The sequence below is a fragment of the Edaphosphingomonas haloaromaticamans genome (genome assembly GCF_001853345.1).
Lineage (GTDB): Bacteria > Pseudomonadota > Alphaproteobacteria > Sphingomonadales > Sphingomonadaceae > Sphingomonas_E > Sphingomonas_E fennica.
Window position 1 is genome coordinate 4,511,098 of the sequence record NZ_MIPT01000001.1, and the last position, 18,700, is coordinate 4,529,797.

18 protein-coding genes are annotated in these 18,700 nt (G+C 68.4%); 7 read left to right on the plus strand and 11 right to left on the minus strand.

Going from position 1 to position 18,700, the window contains the following annotated elements; genetic code table 11:
* The first annotated feature begins 51 nt into the window (after nt 1–51).
* From BHE75_RS20970 to BHE75_RS20985, 4 genes are all read left to right on the plus strand, one after another.
* Nucleotides 52–1,713: a helicase HerA-like domain-containing protein gene (locus tag BHE75_RS20970; RefSeq protein WP_438830603.1), complete on the plus strand. Its 1,662-nt coding sequence runs from the start codon at nt 52–54 to the stop codon at nt 1,711–1,713.
* A 30-nt stretch (nt 1,714–1,743) separates the two neighbouring features.
* Nucleotides 1,744–2,376 (plus strand): hypothetical protein, encoded by a 633-nt coding sequence (locus BHE75_RS20975; protein ID WP_070935237.1) that lies wholly within the window; start codon nt 1,744–1,746, stop codon nt 2,374–2,376.
* Between the two features lie 56 nt (nt 2,377–2,432).
* Nucleotides 2,433–3,389: an isopenicillin N synthase family dioxygenase gene (locus BHE75_RS20980; protein WP_070935239.1), complete on the plus strand. Its 957-nt coding sequence runs from the start codon at nt 2,433–2,435 to the stop codon at nt 3,387–3,389.
* A 116-nt stretch (nt 3,390–3,505) separates the two neighbouring features.
* Nucleotides 3,506–5,029 (plus strand): S10 family peptidase, encoded by a 1,524-nt coding sequence (locus tag BHE75_RS20985; protein ID WP_070935240.1) that lies wholly within the window; start codon nt 3,506–3,508, stop codon nt 5,027–5,029.
* A 65-nt stretch (nt 5,030–5,094) separates the two neighbouring features.
* On the opposite strand, the gene queF is transcribed toward BHE75_RS20985, so the two are convergent.
* Nucleotides 5,095–5,541, minus strand: a complete 447-nt coding sequence (queF, locus tag BHE75_RS20990) for a preQ(1) synthase (protein ID WP_070935241.1) — start codon at nt 5,539–5,541, stop codon at nt 5,095–5,097.
* A gap of 86 nt (nt 5,542–5,627) precedes the next feature.
* Between queF and sseA the strand changes: the two genes are divergently transcribed.
* Nucleotides 5,628–6,467 (plus strand): 3-mercaptopyruvate sulfurtransferase, encoded by an 840-nt coding sequence (sseA, locus tag BHE75_RS20995; protein WP_070935243.1) that lies wholly within the window; start codon nt 5,628–5,630, stop codon nt 6,465–6,467.
* Nucleotides 6,464–7,654 carry a cystathionine beta-lyase gene (metC, locus tag BHE75_RS21000; protein WP_015458680.1) on the plus strand — a complete coding sequence of 397 codons (1,191 nt, stop codon included), beginning with the start codon at nt 6,464–6,466 and terminating at the stop codon, nt 7,652–7,654. Before sseA ends, metC begins: the two co-directional genes overlap by 4 nt.
* 21 nt (nt 7,655–7,675) lie before the next feature.
* On the opposite strand, the gene BHE75_RS21005 is transcribed toward metC, so the two are convergent.
* Nucleotides 7,676–8,059 carry a hypothetical protein gene (locus tag BHE75_RS21005; protein ID WP_070935245.1) on the minus strand — a complete coding sequence of 128 codons (384 nt, stop codon included), beginning with the start codon at nt 8,057–8,059 and terminating at the stop codon, nt 7,676–7,678.
* Nucleotides 8,060–8,333: 274 nt separating this feature from the next.
* Between BHE75_RS21005 and BHE75_RS21010 the strand changes: the two genes are divergently transcribed.
* Nucleotides 8,334–9,056: a TorF family putative porin gene (locus tag BHE75_RS21010; RefSeq protein WP_070935247.1), complete on the plus strand. Its 723-nt coding sequence runs from the start codon at nt 8,334–8,336 to the stop codon at nt 9,054–9,056.
* 108 nt (nt 9,057–9,164) lie between these two features.
* On the opposite strand, the gene BHE75_RS21015 is transcribed toward BHE75_RS21010, so the two are convergent.
* The 9 genes from BHE75_RS21015 to BHE75_RS21055 form a co-directional block, all read right to left on the minus strand.
* Entirely contained in the window at nt 9,165–10,718 is a 1,554-nt protein-coding gene (locus BHE75_RS21015) for an ATP-binding cassette domain-containing protein (protein ID WP_070935249.1), read from the minus strand.
* Nucleotides 10,715–11,503 carry an ABC transporter permease gene (locus tag BHE75_RS21020; RefSeq protein WP_015458684.1) on the minus strand — a complete coding sequence of 263 codons (789 nt, stop codon included), beginning with the start codon at nt 11,501–11,503 and terminating at the stop codon, nt 10,715–10,717. The genes BHE75_RS21015 and BHE75_RS21020 overlap by 4 nt, the downstream gene beginning before the upstream one ends.
* Nucleotides 11,500–12,420 (minus strand): ABC transporter permease, encoded by a 921-nt coding sequence (locus BHE75_RS21025; RefSeq protein ID WP_070935250.1) that lies wholly within the window; start codon nt 12,418–12,420, stop codon nt 11,500–11,502. Before BHE75_RS21025 ends, BHE75_RS21020 begins: the two co-directional genes overlap by 4 nt.
* Nucleotides 12,421–12,498: 78 nt before the next feature.
* A complete protein-coding gene (locus BHE75_RS21030) occupies nt 12,499–12,921 on the minus strand; it encodes a DUF3035 domain-containing protein (RefSeq protein ID WP_070935251.1) in 423 nt (140 codons plus the stop codon).
* Nucleotides 12,914–13,426, minus strand: coding sequence for a signal peptidase II (gene lspA / locus BHE75_RS21035; protein ID WP_015458687.1), 513 nt, complete (start codon nt 13,424–13,426; stop codon nt 12,914–12,916). The genes BHE75_RS21030 and lspA overlap by 8 nt, the downstream gene beginning before the upstream one ends.
* Entirely contained in the window at nt 13,419–16,346 is a 2,928-nt protein-coding gene (gene ileS, locus BHE75_RS21040) for an isoleucine--tRNA ligase (protein WP_070935253.1), read from the minus strand. Before ileS ends, lspA begins: the two co-directional genes overlap by 8 nt.
* 71 nt (nt 16,347–16,417) lie before the next feature.
* Nucleotides 16,418–17,359, minus strand: coding sequence for a bifunctional riboflavin kinase/FAD synthetase (locus tag BHE75_RS21045; RefSeq protein ID WP_070936240.1), 942 nt, complete (start codon nt 17,357–17,359; stop codon nt 16,418–16,420).
* Nucleotides 17,360–17,397: 38 nt separating this feature from the next.
* A complete protein-coding gene (locus BHE75_RS21050) occupies nt 17,398–17,874 on the minus strand; it encodes a dihydrofolate reductase (protein ID WP_070935255.1) in 477 nt (158 codons plus the stop codon).
* Entirely contained in the window at nt 17,871–18,665 is a 795-nt protein-coding gene (locus BHE75_RS21055; protein WP_070935257.1) for a thymidylate synthase, read from the minus strand. Before BHE75_RS21055 ends, BHE75_RS21050 begins: the two co-directional genes overlap by 4 nt.
* Nucleotides 18,666–18,700: the final 35 nt, after the last annotated feature.

Sequence of the window (18,700 nt, forward strand, 5' to 3'; positions counted from 1 at the left end):
CCTAAATCCCGTCGTCATGCTGAATTCCCTTCGGCATGACGACGGAGATCCATGGGCATGACCGACGACACTAGCGGCATCTTCATCGGCACGAGCCCCGCGGCCGGCCCCCAATATCTCAACCTCCGCCGCGCCAACCGCCACGGCCTGATCGCAGGCGCCACCGGCACCGGCAAGACCGTCACCCTCCAGGGCATCGTCGAAGGCTTTTCCCGCGCCGGCGTTCCCGCCTTCGTCGCCGATGTGAAGGGCGATCTTTCCGGCATGGCGCTGGCCGGATCGCCGACCGACAAGCTGCACGACACCTGGGCCGCGCGCGCCGCCGAGATCGGCTATTCCGACTGGGCCTACGCGGACAATCCCGTGGTCTTCTGGGACCTGTTCGGCGAGCAGGGCCATCCCGTGCGCACCACCATATCCGAAATGGGGCCGCTGCTGCTGGCGCAGCTGATGGGGCTGAACGAGGTGCAGGAAGGCGTGCTCTCGATCGTCTTCCGCGTCGCCGACGAACAGGGGCTGCTGCTGCTCGACCTGGGCGACCTGCAGGCGATGCTGACCCATGTGGGGGAGAATGCCGCCGATCTCACCACGCGCTACGGCAACGTCACCAAGCAGAGCGTGGGATCGATCCAGCGCCAGCTCCTCCAGCTCGAATCGCAGGGTGGCGACCGCTTCTTCGGCGAGCCCGCGCTCGACATCGCCGATTTCATCACCACCGATGAAAAGGGTCACGGCACGATCAACATCCTCGCCGCCGACAAATTGATGGCGAACCCCAAGCTCTACGCCACCTTCCTGCTCTGGCTGATGTCCGAACTGTTCGAGACGCTGCCCGAGGTGGGCGATCCGGACAAGCCGAAGCTCGTCTTCTTCTTCGACGAGGCGCACCTGCTGTTCGATGACGCGCCCCCGGCGCTGCTCGACAAGATCGAGCAGGTGGTGCGGCTGATCCGGTCCAAGGGCGTCGGCATCTACTTCATCACCCAGAATCCGATCGACATCCCCGAAAAGGTGGCGGGCCAGCTCGGCAATCGCGTGCAGCACGCGCTGCGCGCCTTCACCCCGCGCGACCAGAAGGCGGTGAAGGCGGCGGCCGAAACCTTCCGCGCCAACCCGGACATCGACGTCGCCACCGTGATTACCGAGCTGAAGGTGGGCGAGGCGCTGGTGTCACTGCTCCAGGCCGATGGCGCGCCGTCGCCAGTGCAGCGCACGCTGATCAAGCCGCCGTCCAGCCGGGTCGGCCCGCTGACGGAGAAGGAGCGCGCGATCATCCGCTCCGTCTCGCCCATCGACGGCAAATATGACACGGCCATCAATCGCGAGTCCGCCGAGGAGATTCTGGCGGCCAAGGCCGGGGAGGCCGCCGCCGCCGCCGCGGAAGCCAGGGCGGCCGCGGAGCAGGCGAAGCTGGATGCCGCCAAGGCCAAGGAGGACGAAAAGGCCCGGATCGCCGCGGAACGGGAAGCCGCCCGGCAGGCGAAGGAAGCCGAACGCGCCCGCGTCGCCGCCGAGCGCGAGGCCGCGAAGCCCGACGCCCTGGACAGGGCGATCACCTCCGCCACGCGATCGGCCTCCTCCTCATTGGGCCGGCAGGTGGCGAACGAGCTGGGTCGCCAGATCTTCGGCGGCAGCGGCCGTTCGCGCAGCGGGGGCGGCATCGCCGGCCAACTCGTGCGCGGCATATTGGGCGGCCTGTTCAAGGGGCGCTGACGGCGGCGGCGGCAGAGGGAGACCGGAACGATGGCGCTGATACTGGCCGCGCTGGCGCTGCTCCAGTCGATCGACGCGACGCCCGATCCGGCAAGCCTGGCCGGCGCCTATAACGGATCGCGGGCGGAGGTAGCGGCCGAGCTGATCCTCCGCCCGGACGGCCGCTTCGAATATGGGCTGGCCTATGGCGCGCTGGACGAGACCGCGTCCGGCCGCTGGCACGTCGCCGCCGGATCGGTGGTGCTGGACAGCGATCCCGTCCGCGCGCCGGCCTTCAGCTTCACCGATCGCGGCCGCGGGGAACCGGGTGTCGTCACGGCCCGGCTGGTTCTGCCCAAGGAGCTGAACCCGCAATTCTTCTCCTTCGTGCTGGTCGGCCCGACGATGTCGCCTGTCGAAGGCCGTGTCCGTCAGGGTGGGACGGCGGAAATCGCTTATGATCCCGCCCAGCCGCCCCGCGCCATCCACCTGATCCTGCCGATCTACGATCTGGTCAGCCAGGAATTCCCGCTGGACCTGAAGGGCGGCGGACGGCGGATCGAGGTGCGTTTCGCCCCCAACGATCTCGGCCGCGCCGCCTTCAACGGCACGCGGCTGCCGATCGACGGGGACAAGCTCCATTTCGAGCGGTTCGGGGAGGCGATCACCTTCCGGCGGCGATGAGGGACGGCTTCGGCGCAGCCGATTGAGCGCCGCCACGGCCGCACTATAAGGGCGGCATGACAAGCCTTCACAATGCCGATCAGGATCGCGTCGCCTCCGTCTCGCTGCTGCGGGCCGGGGCCGATCCCATGGAATTCGCCCGGGCGCTGGGCGGCAGCTTCGAACGCTACGGCTTCGCCATCGTCGCCGATCACGGGATCGATGCCGCGCTGATCGCGCGCGCCGATGCCGCCGCCCGCGCCTTCTTCGCCCTGCCGGAGGAGGTGAAGCGCCGCTATCATGTGCCCGGCACCGGCGGCGCGCGCGGCTACACCCCCTTCGGCGTCGAGACCGCCAAGGATGCCGTCCAGTCCGACCTCAAGGAATTCTGGCATGTCGGGCGCGAGCTGCCGGCCGGCCACCGCTTCGCCGAATATATGCAGCCCAATCTCTGGCCCACGGAAGTCGCCGATTTCCGCGAAACCCAGCTCGCGCTGTTCGATGCCTTCGACGCCACCGGCCGCAAGCTGCTTTCCGCCATCGCCCGCTATCTGGGCCTCGCGCCCGACTGGTTCGACGATACGGTGGCGGACGGCAATTCGGTGCTGCGCCTGCTCCATTATCCGCCGGTATCGGCCGATGCGCCGGGCATCCGCGCGGGCGCGCACGAGGATATCAACACCATCACGCTGCTGCTGGGCGCCGAGGAAGCGGGCCTCGAGCTGCTCGACCGCGACGGCCGCTGGCTGGCGGTCGCGCCCAATGAGGGCGAGCTTGTGGTGAATGTGGGCGACATGCTGCAGCGGCTCACCAACAACATGCTGCGGTCGACCACCCACCGCGTCCGCAACCCGCCGCCCGAACGACGCGGTTTCTCGCGCTATTCCATGCCCTTCTTCCTGCATTTCCGCCCCGATTTCCTGATCGAAACGCTGCCGGGCTGCACGGGCGAGGGCCGGCCCGACCTCTATCCCGAACCGATCACCGCGCACGATTATCTGATGCAGCGGCTGCGGGAGATCAAACTGCTGTAATAGTGTTGCAAATCACCGTCGGCGCGGCATAACGGCAGGCCTCAACAACCGCCGTATGTGCCGAGGTCTTGGGGGGATCGGGGCTCGTGCGGTCCATAAAAGGGGCTGCATTCCTCATGAAATTCCGTTCGTTGCTGCTTGCCTGCGCGATAGCCGCCTTCCCCCCCGCCGCTTATGCGGACGCGCCCGCCAAGGACGAGAAGAAGGCCGAACAGCCGGCGGCCGAGATCCCCCCGCCCACCGTTTCCGTCACCAAGCATAGCGGCCGTTTCGGCGGCACGACGATCAACTATCGCGCCACCGCCGGCGAAACCTATCTGAAGGATCAGGACGGCAAGCCGATCGCGGCGATCTATTCCACCTCCTATGTGAAGGAAGGTCCGGTCGATCCGAACCGGCCGATCACCTTCCTCTACAATGGCGGCCCCGGCTCCGGCTCGCTGTGGCTCCACATGGGCGCCTTCGGCCCGAAGCGCGTCGCCATCCCGTCCGACGCGCGCGACGATGGCGCGCCGCCCTATCCGATCGTCGACAATCCGGAGAGCCTGCTCGACGTCACCGACCTCGTCTTCATCGATCCGGTCGGCACCGGCTTCTCGCGCGCGCTCGGCAAGAAGGACCCCAAGGATTATTGGGGCGTCACCAAGGACGCGAAGTCGATCGCCGAATTCATCCGCATCTGGCTGAACGAGAATGGCCGCTGGAACGCGCCCAAGTTCATCGGCGGCGAAAGCTATGGCACCACCCGCTCGGCGGCGCTGCTGAACGAGTTGGAAGGCACCTATAACGACGTCGCGGTCAACGGCGTCATCCTGATCTCGACGATTCTCGATTTCGCGGCCGGCGCGGATACGCCCGGCAACGAGATGACGCACATCCTGAACCTGCCGTCGATGGCGGCGACCGCCTGGTATCACAACAAGGTGAGCGGCGACCGCCCGGCCAAGGTGGAGGATTTCGTCGCCCAGGCCCGCGCCTTCGCCGCCGGCCCCTATGCCGCCGCGCTGCTGAAGGGCAATGCGCTGGGCGCCGAGGAACGCGCCAGCGTCCGCCAGCAGCTTTCGCACTTCACCGGCCTGTCCGAACAGTTCCTCGACCGGGCGGACCTGCGCGTGCTGCCCAGCCGCTTCTACAAGGAGCTGCTGCGCGATCGCGGCCTCACCGTCGGCCGCCTCGACAGCCGCTACACCGGCGTCGACTATGATTCGGCGGGTGAGGAGCCGGACAATGATCCCAGCTTCTACGGCATCGACGGCGCCTATGCGGCGGCGATGAACAGCTATGCCCGCCAGACGCTCGGCTTCAAGACCGAGCGCGACTATATCAGCATCGGCGGGGTCAGGGGCTGGGACTGGAAGCTGGAAGGCGCCGGCCGCGACCAGGAAGTCTATATGAACGTCGCCCCCTATATCGGGCGGGGCCTGCGCGAGAATAGCGGCCTGCGCATCTTCGTGGGCCAGGGCTATTATGATTTCGCCACGCCCTTCTTCGCGGCGGAATATTCGCTGTCGCGGACCGGCATGCCCACGGACGGCCGCATCCAGTTCCATTATTACGAGTCCGGGCACATGATGTATGTGCGCGAACAGGATCTGAAGAAGCTGTCGGCGGATGTCCGCCAGTTCATCCGCTCGCGTTAATCGTCATCCTGAAGCCTGGCCGCCATGCCGGCGCAAGCCGGCCTGGCGGTCGGGCCGGGGAGGCTTCATCCCCGACCGCGATAGGGGGCGACCCCCTGATCGGGCAGCCAAAGCCCCGCCGGCGGCGGGCCGGACTGCCAGAACACGTCGATCGGGATGCCGCCGCGCGGATACCAATAGCCGCCGATCCGCAGCCATTCGGGCTTCATCTCGTCGAACAGGCGCTGGCCGATGCCGACGGTGCAATCCTCGTGGAAGGCGCGGTGGTTGCGGAAGCTGCCCAGGAACAGCTTGAGCGACTTGGATTCGACGATCGTTTCGCCCGGCGCATAATCGATCACCAGATGGGCGAAATCCGGCTGCCCCGTCACCGGGCAGAGCGAGGTGAATTCGGGCGCGGCGAAGCGCACCAGATAGAGGCTTCCGACGCGCGGATTGGGGACGTAATCGAGCACCGCTTCCTCGGGGGAGGCGGGCAGCGCGCTGGCCTGGCCAAGATGGATCGGGTTCATGCCGCCCCACCTAGGTAAGGCCCGGGGCTTGCGCAACCTCGCCACGCGCGCGGCGATCGGCTAGGCGGAGGCCGAAGGAGCAGGCGATGGACCCACTGGTTTCGACCCGATGGCTGGCGGATGCGATGGACGAGCCCGATCTCGTCATCCTCGACGCGAGTTATTTCCCGCTCGATCCCACGCGCGATCCGGCGACCGAATATGAAGCGGGCCATATTCCCGGCGCCATGTTCATGGGGCTGGCATCACTGGCCGACACCAATTCCCCCCTGCCCGGCATGCTGCCCCCGGCGGAGAAATTCGCCAGCCGGATGGCGGCGCTGGGCATCGGCGACGGCAGCCGCGTCGTCCTCTACGATTCGACGCCGCACCGCACCTCGGCGCGCGCCTGGTGGATGTTCCGCACCTTCGGCAAGAACCAGGTCGCGATCCTCGACGGCGGCTTCCAGAAATGGCAGGCCGAGGGCCGCCCGCTGGAAACCGGGCGGCGGGAGACGCGCCACCGCCACTTCACCGTCTGGAAGGACGAGGCGCGCGTCCGCGATCTCGATCAGATGCGCGCCAACCTCGCCAGCGGGGCCGAGCAGGTCGTCGACGCCCGCGGCGCGAAGCGCTTTACGGGCGAGGAGGCCGATCCGCGCGGCCTCGCTTCCGGCCATATCCCGGAATCGCGCAGCCTGCCGATGGATCGCCTGCTGAACGCGGACGGCACCTTCAAGGACGAAGCCGGCATCCGCGCCGAATTCGCCGCCGCCGGGATCGATCTCGCCCGGCCGCTCGTCACCACCTGCGGATCGGGCGTCACGGCGGCGACGGTGCTGTTCGCCGCCCATCTGATCGGCAAGGACGATGTCGCGCTCTATGACGGGTCGTGGAGCGAATGGGGCATGCGCCCCGACACACCCAAGGCGCTGGGGCCGGCATGAGCGATACGGACGATCGGGCTTTCCGCCCCGCGACAGAGGTTGTGGCGGCAGGGCGGCGGCGGGAATGGACGCAGGGCGTGGTCAACACGCCGGTCTGGCGGGCATCAACCATATTGTTCGACAGCGTGGGCGACCTGCGCGCCGCCGTCGCCAGCCCCAACGACCGGCTCTATTACGGCCGGCGCGGCACGCCGACCCAATGGTCGCTGGCCGATGCGCTGACCCGGCTGGAGCCGGGCGCGGAAGGCACGATGCTCTACCCGTCGGGCGTGGCGGCCGTCGGCATGGCGCTGCTTTCGGTGCTGAAGGCGGGGGACGAGCTGCTGATGGTCGATTCGGCCTATGAGCCGACGCGCGCTTTCTGCCGCAACGTGCTGGCGCCGATGGGCGTCACCACCCGTTTCTATGATCCGCTAATCGGCGCCGGCATAGCCGAGCTGTTCGGCGATCGCACCCGCGCCGTGTTCATGGAGAGCCCCGGCAGCCTCACCTTCGAGGTGCAGGATATCCCGGCGATCTGCGCGGCCGCCAAGGCGCGCGGCATCGCGACCCTGCTCGACAATACCTGGGCGACACCGCTTTTCCTGCCCGCCATCGCCAGCGGGGTCGATCTGTCGATCCTCGCCTGCACCAAATATATCGTCGGCCATTCGGATGCGATGCTGGGATCGGTGACGGCGGCGCCCGGCCTGCTCGATGGATTGCGCCGCATGACCCACGCCTTCGGCCAGCATGTCGGCCCGGACGATGCGGCGCTGGGCAGCCGGGGGCTGCGCACGCTCGACGTCCGGCTGCGCCAGCATCAGGCCGGCGGGCTGGAGGTGGCGCGCTGGCTGGAAACGCATCCCGCCGTCGCCCGCGTCCTCCATCCGGCCCTGCCCTCCTGCCCCGGCCACGACCTGTGGCAGCGCGACTTCCGGGGTGCTTCCGGGCTGTTCGCCTTCGTGCTGGCCGGCGGCAGCGACGCGGACCGCGCCGCCCTGATCGACGGGCTCGACCTGTTCGGCATCGGCTTTTCCTGGGGCGGCTTTGAAAGCCTGGCCCTGCCGGTCGATCCGGCGCCGATCCGCACCGCCACCCGCTGGCAGGCGGAAGGGCCGCTCGTCCGGCTCCATATCGGGCTGGAGGACCCCGCCGATCTGATCGCCGACCTGAAGCGCGGGCTGGATCGCTACCCCGGCCGCTGAACGGGGCCGGCGCCGGCGGGATCAGGCGGCCGGGCCGCGCCGGGCGACGAGCGTCGCCATAGCCGCCAGCGCGGCCGCGATCTCGGCGGCGAGGCGCCGTGCGGCGGCGCGGCAATCGCCCCGGCCCGCCGTGCGCTGGCGCAGCAATATCTCCATCCCCGCCGCGCTGAACGTCGCCGTTTCGGATGCCAGCGCATCGAATCGCCGGCGCGCGATCGGCGTCGCGCGGCCATAGCCGGCGGCGATGTCTTCCGCCGAGGCCCGGTCTTCCAGGGGCGATTCCATCCCCGCCAGCCGCTCCACGAGCGCAAGCGCGCCCGCCAGCCGCGCGAAACGCCGGCCGGGATCGTCCGCATCCTCGGCCGCGGCCGGGATCGGGGGGGCAAGGGCATGATTTCCCGTCATCTGCGCCTTCGGTGATAGCAGGCCGCCGGTAAGGAAAGCCTAAACGATTCGCCCGCCGGGCCGGCCGCGCGCATGGACATCATCTGTTGCGATCCAGCAACAGTTTGTCTGATTCCCCCTTGCGAACGGCCAATTCCGTTTGTGCAGTGCGAAAAGCCCATGCACAAAAGAGCCGTTCCGAAGGCAGCCGGCCCGCCACGTCTATAGTGGAAAATGAGGCCCGGCGCTGAAGGCGCGGGGAATGGAACGAACACAAGAAGGGGAAACATTTCTCATGCGCAAGATTCTGCTGGGCCTTCCGGCCCTGGCCCTTTTCGCCGCGTCCGCACCCGCCTTTGCCGGCGGCACCGAGCCGATCGAGGGCATCACCATCAGCGGCGGCATCACCGGCGTCACCGATTATCGTTTCCGCGGCGTATCGCTGACGGACAAGGATCTCGCCATCCAGCCGACGCTGACCATCAGCCACAAGAGCGGCTTCTATGTCGGCACCTGGATGTCGAACCTGAAGGACAGCTACACCTATGGCAGCTGGGAAACCGATCTCTACGCCGGCTGGACGGGCGAGGTCGGCGCCGGCATCACCGTCGACGCCGCCGTGCTCTATTACACCTATCTCGATGGCCACGGCGACAGCGACTATTTCGAACCCTATGTCAGCGCGTCCTACACGATCGGCCCCGTCACCGCGAAGGCGGGCGTGAACTGGGCGATCTCGTCCAACGCGACGGGCAATGAGGACTGGTTCTACAGCTACGGCCAGCTTTCCGCCGCCATTCCGAGCACGCCCATCACCGTGACCGGCAAGTTCGGCCATCAGGAACTGGGCAATTATGCGCACAGCTACAGCGACTGGTCGCTCGGCGCCTCGGCCACCTTCGGCGTGATAACCGCCGGCGTCACCTATTCCGGCACCAACATCAAGGGCATCCGCCCCTATGCCGAACCCCGGCTGGCGGACGATGCCGTGGTCTTCTCGCTCGGCGTCGCCTTCTGAACGACACTCCGGGCAAGCCGGAGCGAGAAAGGGCGCGTGGGCAACCACGCGCCTTCTTTTTTGGGCCGAGTGGCAAATCCGGCGGAACCGGATTTGCCAAACCGCCCCTCAGGCGCTGGCGGCGACGAGCGCGCGGGTGACGGGATGACAGGGCGTGCGGATCACCGCCTCCATATCGCCTTCCTCCACGATCCTGCCGCCTTCCATCACCGCGATCCGCCCGCATAGCCGCCGGGCGACGGCCAGATCGTGGGAGATGAACAGGATCGCCAACCCGCGCGCGCGCTGAAGCCGCGCCAGCAGATCCAGCACGCGGCCCGCCACCAGCACGTCGAGCGCGGACGTCGCCTCGTCGAGCAGCAGCATCTCCGGCTCCGCCACCAGGGCACGGGCGATGGCCACGCGCTGCGCCTGCCCGCCGGAAAGCGTGGCCGGCCGCCGCCTGGCAATCGCCGGCTCCAGCTCCACCTCGGCGATCGCCCTCGCCACCGCCTCGTCCCGCGCGGCGGCATCCAGCCCCGGCCGCAGATGGCGCAGCGGCTCGGCAATGATATCGGCCACGCGCCATTGCGGATCGAGGCTCGCCACCGGATCCTGGAAGACAGGCTGGATCAGCCGCCGATCGCCCGGCCGCATCGCCTTGCGCGGCGGCAGATCCCGGCCCTGCCAGCGGACCGCGCCGGCATCGGCCGGGCCGATCCGGGCGATGGCACGGCCCAGCGTGGACTTGCCCGATCCCGATCCGCCGACGATCGCCAGCCCTTCGCCCCGGCCCAGCCCGATCGAGACGCCCGCCACCGCCGCGATGCGCCCGCGCCGCCAGCCCGGCCGGGGAAAGGAAACCGCGACGCCCCGCGCCTCCAGCAATGTCCCGCCCGCCAGCGGAAGATCGGGCCGCGGATCGGTGAGCCGGGGGCTGGCCGCGATCAGCGCGCGGGTATAATCGGCGCGCGGTTCGGCGAATATCCGCGCCGCATCCCCCGCCTCGGCGACATGGCCTTCCTCCAGCACCACCACCCGATCGGCATGCTCGGCCACCGCCGGCAGATCGTGGCTGACCAGCAGCAGCGCCAATCCTTCCTCCCGCCGCAGCCGCGCGATCAGGGCCATGACATCGCGGCGCAGGCCGGCATCGAGCGCGGTCGTCGGCTCGTCCGCCACCAGCAGGCGCGGGCCGTGGGCGATGGCGGCGGCGATCATCACCCGCTGGCGCTGCCCGCCGGACAGGCGATGGGGATATTGATCGAGCCACTCGTCGCCGCGATCGAGGCCGACGCGGGCCATCAGCGTCACCAGATCGCGCCGGTCGGGCCGGGGCGCCCCGGCCTGCCGCCATGCCTCGTCCAGCTGGCGGCCTATCCTGAGATGGGGCGTGAGCGCGGTCAGCGGCTGCTGGAAGACGAAGCCGGCATGGGCGGCACGCAGCAGCCGCAGCCGCGCCTCGTCCGCACCGACCAATTCCTCCCCGCAGAGCCGCGCCGATCCCATGGCGCGAAGCGGGGAGAGGCCGAAGGGGGCGAGGCAGGTCTGGCTCTTGCCCGATCCCGATGCCCCCACCAGCGCCACGCATTCGCCCGCCGCGATGGCGAAATCGACGCCGCGCACGATCGCCCGGTCGCCGGCATGCACCTCCAGCCCCGCGACCGCATAGACCGCGCTCATGCCAGACGATCCCGCAAATCCTCGCCGATCAGGGTGAGGCAGATCAGGATCGTCACCAATATCCCGCCCGGCAGCAGCAGCGCGTGGGGCGCCACGTCCATGTCGTCCGCCCCTTCCTTCACCAATATGCCGAGCGAGGTCAGCGGCTCCTGCACGCCGAGGCCGAGGAAGGAGAGGAAACTTTCGATCATCACCACCTGCGGGATCGTCAGCAGCAGATAGGCGATGGCGATGCCGGCGAGATTGGGCAGGATATGGCCGATCATGATCGCCGGCGCCCGCGCGCCCGCCGCCTCGGCCGCGAGCACGAAGGGGCGTTCGCGCAGCGCCAGCACCTGGCCGCGCACCACGCGGGCCATCGTCAGCCATTCCACCGCGCCGATGCCGAGGAAGACGAGCAGGATCGACCGGCCGAACAGCACCATCAGCAGGATGACGACGAACATGAAGGGCAGCGCATAGAGCCCGTCGACGATCCGCATCATCGCCTCGTCGGTGCGGCCGCCCTTCCAGCCCGCCACCGCGCCCCAGGCGACGCCGATCAGCAGCGACACGCCGGCCGCCGCCGCCGCGACCAGCAGGGTGATCCGGGTGCCGGCGAGCGAACGGGCCAGCAGATCGCGGCCCACCATGTCGGTGCCGAGCGGATGGCCGGGGCTTCCCGGCGGCACGCGCACGGCATTCCAGTCGATGGCGTCATGCCGCCACGGCAGCAGCATCGGCCCGACGATCGCGGCGAGGATCACCAGCCCCAGCAGGAGGACGGGCAGGCGCGCCGCCTTCATCCGCGTATCCGCGGATCGAGCCAGCCATAAGCGAGGTCGGCGATCAGGTTGAACAGCAGGATCAGCGCGGCGTAGAGGATGACCACCGCCAGCACCAGGGGATAATCCCGGTTGAGCGCGCCCTGCACGAAATAGCCGCCGAGGCCGGGCAGCGCGAACACCGTTTCGATCACCACCGCGCCGGTGAGCAGCCCGGCGGCGGCCGGGCCCAGATAGCTCGCCACCGGCACCAGCGCCGGCCGGAGCGCATGGCGGACGAGGACGCGCAGCGGCGACAGGCCCCGCGCCCGCGCGGTGCGGACATGATCCTGCGCCAGCGCCGTCGCCAGGCCCGCGCGCGCCAGCTTGGCGATGGCGCCCGCCACCGGCAAGGCAAGCGCGATTACCGGCAGCACCAGGAAAGCCGGCCGGCCATCGCCCCAGCCCGATACGGGCAGCCAGCCGAGCCAGAGCGCGAAGACCAGCGCCAGCACCGGCCCGGTGACGAAGCTGGGCAGCGCGGTGAGCAGGGTCATCGCCAGCATGATGGCATGATCGATCGGCCGGCCGGCGCGCGCGGCGGCGAACAGCCCCGCGCTGATGCCGATCGCCAGCGCCGCCACCAGCGCGAGCGCCCCCAAGGTGAGCGACACCGGCAGCCCCTGCGCCACCAGATCGGTGACGGTGAAGTCGCGATAGACGAGGGACGGCCCGAAATCCCCCTGCGCGATCCGCAGGAGATAGCGCCACACCTGCTCGTGCAGCGGCAGATCGAGGCCGTAAGCGCGGGCAAGCGCGGCCTCGGTCGCGGGATCGAGCGCGCGTTCGCTGTCGAACGGGCCGCCCGGCGCGACCTTCATCAGCAGGAAGGAGAGGATGACGACCGCCAGCAGCGTCGGCAGCGCGGTCAGCAGCCGGCGGAGGATCAGCGCGCGCATCGCGGGCGGGCTATGCCGCGGCCGCCCGCGCAAGGGCGGGCGGACGGGAAAGGGAAGACGGGCGGAAAGCCGCCACCCTTATTGGGGCGTGGTGACCGTCGCGTCCTGGCCGGGGCCTTCGGGCGCCGCGATGATGTCGCGCGTCACCGCGCCCTTGTTCACCACGGCGGTATCGGGGTCGCCGGCCTGGGACCGGATGGCGGGCGCGGCTGCCTTGCCGGTCTGGTCGATCAGCCCGCTCTCGCCGCCGCTGCGCGGGGCCTGGCCGCCGAACATCGCCTGCAGCGCCTGGGTGGAGGAATCGGCCTCCTGCGGGCGCGGCGCACCGGGCTTGGGCGGCACCAGCGCGAAATCGGGCGGGATCACCAGCGGCGCCTGCCGCGCGACGGCGAACTCGTCCGGCCCGCTGCGGCCCGCAAACACCCCGCCCTGCTTGCCGCCGCAGGCCGAAAGCGCCAGCAGCGATGCGGTGGCGGCCCCGACGATGACAATCTTACGCATTCAGTTTCTCCGCAGGATCGGAACGGTCGCGCGTCAGGAAGGCGCGCAGCACCAGCAGCAGGACGCCGATGGTAATGGCGGCGTCCGCGACATTGAAGACCAAAAAGGGATACCAGCCGCCGATATGCGGCCCGAGGAAATCGACGACATAGCCAAGCCGCACGCGATCGACGATATTCCCGATCGCGCCGCCCAGCACGAGGCCGAGGGCGATCGTGTCCGCGCGGTTCTTCTCGCGCCACATCCATATCAGCACGACCAGCGCGATGGTGGCCGTCATCCCCACCAGCAGCCAGCGTTCCAGCGCGCTGCCGGCGGTGAGGAAGCCCATCGAAACGCCGTAATTCTCCACCCAGCGCAGGTTGAAGAAGGAGGTGATCTCGATCTCGCGCACGACCTGGAGGTCGAGCGGGCCGCTGACCAGCCACTTCAGCAGCTGATCGAGGATGAAGACGATCGCGGCGGCGGCAAGCCCCAGCGCGACGCGCGGGCGGCGATCACCCATTCACCACCTCGTCGCACCGGCCGCAGAGCGTGCCGTCCTGCGTCACCTCGGGCAGGTGGCGCCAGCAGCGGCCGCATTTGTGGCGCTCGGTGACGATCACCGTCACCCCCTCGCCATCGGTTTCCGCGGTGGACAGGCTGGAAACGATGCAGATTTCGTCGAACGGAACGGAAGCCACCGCCGCGCGATCGCCGGCATCGCCCAGGCCGAGGATGATCTCCGCCTCCAGGCTCGATCCCAGCCTCTTCTCGCGCCGCAGCGGCTCGACCGCTTCGGTCACCAGCGCGCGGAGCGTGCGCAGGCGGCTCCACTTCGCCGCCATGGCGTCATCCGCCCAGCCGGCATCCACCACCGGCCATTCCAGCAGGTGCACGCTGCCCGCTTCCGGGTAGCGGGTGCCCCATACTTCCTCGGCGGTGAAGCAGAGGATCGGCGCGGCATAGCGCACCAGCGCGTGGAACAGCGTGTCGAGCACGGTGCGATAGGCCCGCCGCTTCGCGCTGCCTGGGGCATCGCAATAAAGGCTGTCCTTGCGGATATCGAAGAAGAAGGCCGACAGGTCGTTATTGGCGAAATCGGTCAGCGCGCGGGCGAAGGCGTTGAATTCGAACGCATCCGCCGCGCGGCGGAGTTCCGCATCCAGCTTTGCCAGCAGATGGAGGACATAGCGCTCCAGCTCCGGCATTTCCGCCACCGGCAGCCGCTCCGCCTCGTCGAAGCCGTCCAGCGCGCCGAGCAGGTAGCGGAAGGTGTTGCGCAGCTTGCGATAGGCATCCGACGTGCCCGACAGGATTTCCTTGCCGATGCGGACGTCCTCGAAATAGTCGGTCGAGGCGACCCACAGGCGCAGGATATCGGCGCCGCTTTCGTTGATGATCTTCAGCGGATCGACGACGTTGCCGATCGACTTGGACATCTTGCGGCCCTGCCCGTCCAGCGCGAAGCCGTGGGTCAGCACCGCATCATAAGGCGCGCGGCCGCGCGTGCCGCAGCTTTCGAGTAGGCTGGACTGGAACCAGCCGCGATGCTGGTCCGACCCTTCCAGATAGAGGTTGGCGCGCACGCCCTCCCCGTATCGCGCCTCGATGGTGAAGGCGTGGGTGGAGCCGGAATCGAACCACACGTCGAGGATGTCGTTGATCGGCTCATAATCGGCGGCGGCATAGGCATCGCCCAGCAGCGCCTGATGATCGGCGGTGAACCAGGCATCGGCGCCGCCCGCCTTGAAGGCATCGACGATGCGGGCGTTGACGCCGGTGTCGCGCAGATATTCGCCGGTCTTGCGATGCACATAGAGCGCGATCGGCACGCCCCAGGCGCGCTGGCGCGAAATCACCCAGTCCGGCCGGCCTTCCACCATCGCATGGATGCGGTTGCGCGACTTCTCCGGCACCCAGCGCGTCCGCTCGATCGCGTCCAGCGCCAGTTGCCGCAAGGTCGGGCCGTTGCCCTGCGCGTGGCCGCGTGTATCGCCCTCGACCCCCGATTCCACCACCGGCAGCGCCTCGCGCCCGCCGATCTCGCGATCCATCGGGATGAACCATTGCGGCGTGCAGCGGAAGATCACCTTCGCCTTGGACCGCCAGCTATGCGGATAGCTGTGCTTATAGTCGTAGCTCGCCGCCAGCAGCGCGCCCGCTTCGCGCAGGTCCGAACAGATCGGCCCGTCCGGCGCGTTGAACTTCGGATTGATGACGGAGCCCTGCCCGCCGAGCCAGCCCCAGTCGGCGCGATACTTGCCATCATCGGCCACCGCGAAGACGGGATCGATGCCGTTGGCCTTGCACAGCAGGAAATCGTCCTCGCCATGGTCCGGCGCCATGTGGACGAGGCCTGTGCCGGTGTCGGTGGTGACGAAATCGCCGGCCAGCAGCGGGCGGGGCTTGGCGAAGAAGCCGCCGAGATGGTGCATCGGGTGGCGGGCTAGGGTGCCCGCTAGCTCGGAGCCTTTGAAGCGCTTCTGTTCAATAAGCGTGCACGCAGCGCCCGGCCATAAGTTGCTGAAACGCTCCTCGAATTCAGCACACAACACTTTATCGGCGGCAATTACGATGAAGCGGTCATGCCATTGCTTTACAGCAGGATTCTCAAAGATATTGACGCCAGGATGACTATCCACGGCAATACCAAGTTTGAATAAGCAATACTCGACGTCCGGTCCATAAGCCAAAGCCTGGTTGACCGGGATAGTCCACGGCGTCGTCGTCCAGATCACCGCATGAGCGCCGACTAGCTCCGCGATCGGCGACTCCACGATCTCGAACGCCACGTCGATCTGGGTGGAGGTGATATCCTCATATTCCACCTCGGCCTCGGCCAATGCGGTCTTTTCGACCGGGCTCCACATCACCGGCTTGGCGCCGCGATAGAGCTGGCCCGATTCCGCGAACTTCAGAAGCTCGCCGACGATCGCCGCCTCGGCGTCGAACTTCATGGTGAGATAGGGATCGTCCCAATCGCCCATCACGCCCAGCCGCTTGAACTGTTCGCGCTGCACGCCCACCCATTTTTCGGCATAAGCGCGGCATTCGGCGCGGAACTGGACGGGATCGACCTCGTCCTTGTTCAGCTTCTTCGCGCGATAGGCTTCCTCGACCTTCCATTCGATCGGCAGGCCGTGGCAGTCCCAGCCGGGCACATAGGGCGCATCCTTGCCGAGCAGCGACTGGCTGCGGACGATGATGTCCTTCAGCACCTTGTTCATGGCGTGGCCCATGTGGATGTCGCCATTGGCGTAGGGCGGGCCATCGTGGAGGATGAAGCGTTCGCGGCCCGCGCGCTCCTCGCGCAGCCGGCCGTAAATGTCGTCCGCCGCCCACTGCGCCAGAATCGCCGGTTCCTTCGCGGCGAGGCCGGCCTTCATCGGAAAGGCGGTCTTCGGCAGGAAGACGGTTTCGCGGTAGTCGGGTGCGTCGGACATCGGGGGCTTCGGCCTGGAATAAGGTGATCGGGCCTGGCCGCCGCCGGGGCGGCCGCCAAGGTTTTCACGCTCTAGGGTAGCGGCGGTGCCGCCGCAAGCCGGCGCGCCGCTTCGGCGCAATCGGCATCGATCTGCGCCTTCAGCGCCTCCAGCCCGTCGAAGCGCAGCTCGGGCCGGATGAAGGAGACCAGCTCCACCGCGATCGTCTCGCCATAAAGGCTGCCGGAATAATCGAAGAAATACGGCTCCAGCAGCTCCTTGGGCGGATCGAAGCTGGGGCGGATGCCCAGATTGGCCGCCCCGCCCACCACGCGCCCGCCGGGCAGCCGGCCGCGCACGGCATAGATGCCGTAGGCCGGGCGCAGATAATCGCCCATGTCGATATTGGCGGTGGGAAAGCCGATCTGGCGGCCCACCTTGTCGCCGTGGATCACCACGCCCTCGATCGCGAAGGGGCGGGTGAGGAGGGCGGCCGCCGCCTCACAATCGCCGCGCTGCAGGGCATCGCGGATGCGGCTGGAGGATATCTGCCCTTCCGCGTCCGCCACCGGCGCCACCGCCTCGGTCGCGATGCCGAGCGCCTCGCCCAGTTCGGCCAGCACCGCGACATTGCCGCCGCGCGCCTTGCCGAAGGTGAAATCCTGCCCCGTCACCACCGCCGCCGCGCCGGTGCGCCCGGCGATGCGTTCGCGCACGAATTGTTCGGCGCTTTCGCCGGCCAGCTCCGCATCGAAGCGGAAGACCAGCATCGCATCGGCCCCCGCCTCGGCGAACAGGCGCGCGCGCTGGTCCAATGTCGTCAGCCGGAAAGGCGGGGCATCGGGGCGGAAGAAGCGCACCGGATGCGGATCGAAGGTGGCGACGATCAACGGCCGCCCTTCCGCCCGCGCCCGTTCGCGCGCACGGGCGACGACGGCCTGGTGGCCGCGATGGAATCCATCGAAATTGCCGAGCGCGATCACGCCCCCGCGCAGGCGATCGGGCAGCGGGGCATCGTTGGTCAGCCGGTCCATGGCGCGAGGGCTATAGGAAAGCGGGCGCGCCGGCACAATCAGCGGTTGCGCTCGATCGTCACGAAATCGAAATCGGGGCCGCCCATTTCGCGGTTCGCGACCCGCCAGCCGGCGCCGAGCGGCGGCATCTTCGTATCCCCCTCCACGGTGCGGTGCACCTCGGTCAGCTCGATCCGGTCGGCCTGCGGCATGAAGAGCGCGTAGATCTCCGCCCCGCCGATCACGGCCACCTCCTCCACATCGCCGGCAAGCGCGATCGCCTGATCGACCGAATGGGCGACTTCCGCGCCGTCCGCCGCCCAGGCCGGATCGCGCGTCAGCACGATATGGCGGCGGCCGGGCAGCGGCTTGGGAAAGCTCTCGAAGGTCTTGCGCCCCATCACCATCGGCTTGCCCATGGTCATGGCCTTGAACCGCTTCAGGTCCTCCGGCAGCCGCCAGGGCAGCCGGCCGTCGCGCCCGATCACGCCATTATCGGCCCGCGCGACGTAGAAGGTGATGCGCGGCCGGCTCATATCGCCACCGGTGCCGCGATATGCGGGTGCGGATCATAATCCACGAAGGCGAAATCCTCATATTCATAGGCGTCGATCGAAGGCGGCCGGCGCCGGATCTCCAGCCTCGGCAGCGGCCGGGGATCGCGGGCCAGCTGCTCGCGCGCCTGATCGAGATGGTTGGAATAAAGGTGGCAATCGCCGCCGGTCCAGATGAACTCGCCCGGCTCCAGCCCGCATTGCTGGGCGAGCATGTGGGTGAGGAGCGCATAGGAAGCGATGTTGAACGGCACGCCCAGGAACACGTCGCAGCTCCGCTGGTAGAGCTGGAGGCTGAGCCGGCCGTTGGCGACATGCGTCTGGAACAGGCAATGGCAGGGGGAAAGCGCCATCCGGGGCAGGTCCGCCGGGTTCCACGCCGTCACGATCTGGCGGCGCGATCCGGGATCGCGGTTGATGAGATCGATCAGCGCGGCGATCTGGTCGACATGCACGCCGCCCGGCCCTTCCCAGTCGCGCCACTGCTTGCCGTAGACGGGGCCGAGATCGCCGTTCGCGTCCGCCCATTCGTCCCAGATGCTGACCTTCCGGTCCTTGAGCCAGGCGATGTTGGTATCGCCGCGCAGGAACCAGAGAAGCTCGATGATGATCGAGCGCAGGTGCAGCTTCTTGGTGGTGACGAGCGGGAATCCCGCCGCCAGATCCCAGCGCATCTGGTGCCCGAACACCGAAAGGGTGCCCACGCCGGTGCGGTCGGCCTGGGGCGTGCCTTCGTCGAGGATGCGGCGGATCAGCGCGAGATAATTATCCATCGCTGCCGCTTATGGCGGCGCGCGGCGCGGCGCGC

Excerpts from the sequence above, each read along its gene's own strand:
- BHE75_RS20980 (WP_070935239.1), top strand. The coding sequence starts at position 2,433 with ATGACAAGCCTTCACAATGCCGATCAGGATCGCGTCGCCTCCGTCTCG.
- BHE75_RS21030 (WP_070935251.1), bottom strand. The coding sequence starts at position 12,921 with ATGCGTAAGATTGTCATCGTCGGGGCCGCCACCGCATCGCTGCTGGCG.
- BHE75_RS20975 (WP_070935237.1), top strand. The coding sequence starts at position 1,744 with ATGGCGCTGATACTGGCCGCGCTGGCGCTGCTCCAGTCGATCGACGCG.
- sseA (WP_070935243.1), top strand. The coding sequence starts at position 5,628 with ATGGACCCACTGGTTTCGACCCGATGGCTGGCGGATGCGATGGACGAG.
- BHE75_RS21020 (WP_015458684.1), bottom strand. The coding sequence starts at position 11,503 with ATGAAGGCGGCGCGCCTGCCCGTCCTCCTGCTGGGGCTGGTGATCCTC.
- BHE75_RS21055 (WP_070935257.1), bottom strand. The coding sequence starts at position 18,665 with ATGGATAATTATCTCGCGCTGATCCGCCGCATCCTCGACGAAGGCACG.
- metC (WP_015458680.1), top strand. The coding sequence starts at position 6,464 with ATGAGCGATACGGACGATCGGGCTTTCCGCCCCGCGACAGAGGTTGTG.
- BHE75_RS21010 (WP_070935247.1), top strand. The coding sequence starts at position 8,334 with ATGCGCAAGATTCTGCTGGGCCTTCCGGCCCTGGCCCTTTTCGCCGCG.
- BHE75_RS21015 (WP_070935249.1), bottom strand. The coding sequence starts at position 10,718 with ATGAGCGCGGTCTATGCGGTCGCGGGGCTGGAGGTGCATGCCGGCGAC.
- BHE75_RS21045 (WP_070936240.1), bottom strand. The coding sequence starts at position 17,359 with ATGGACCGGCTGACCAACGATGCCCCGCTGCCCGATCGCCTGCGCGGG.
- queF (WP_070935241.1), bottom strand. The coding sequence starts at position 5,541 with ATGAACCCGATCCATCTTGGCCAGGCCAGCGCGCTGCCCGCCTCCCCC.
- BHE75_RS20985 (WP_070935240.1), top strand. The coding sequence starts at position 3,506 with ATGAAATTCCGTTCGTTGCTGCTTGCCTGCGCGATAGCCGCCTTCCCC.
- BHE75_RS21005 (WP_070935245.1), bottom strand. The coding sequence starts at position 8,059 with ATGACGGGAAATCATGCCCTTGCCCCCCCGATCCCGGCCGCGGCCGAG.
- BHE75_RS21025 (WP_070935250.1), bottom strand. The coding sequence starts at position 12,420 with ATGCGCGCGCTGATCCTCCGCCGGCTGCTGACCGCGCTGCCGACGCTG.
- lspA (WP_015458687.1), bottom strand. The coding sequence starts at position 13,426 with ATGGGTGATCGCCGCCCGCGCGTCGCGCTGGGGCTTGCCGCCGCCGCG.
- BHE75_RS21050 (WP_070935255.1), bottom strand. The coding sequence starts at position 17,874 with ATGAGCCGGCCGCGCATCACCTTCTACGTCGCGCGGGCCGATAATGGC.
- ileS (WP_070935253.1), bottom strand. The coding sequence starts at position 16,346 with ATGTCCGACGCACCCGACTACCGCGAAACCGTCTTCCTGCCGAAGACC.
- BHE75_RS20970 (WP_438830603.1), top strand. The coding sequence starts at position 52 with ATGGGCATGACCGACGACACTAGCGGCATCTTCATCGGCACGAGCCCC.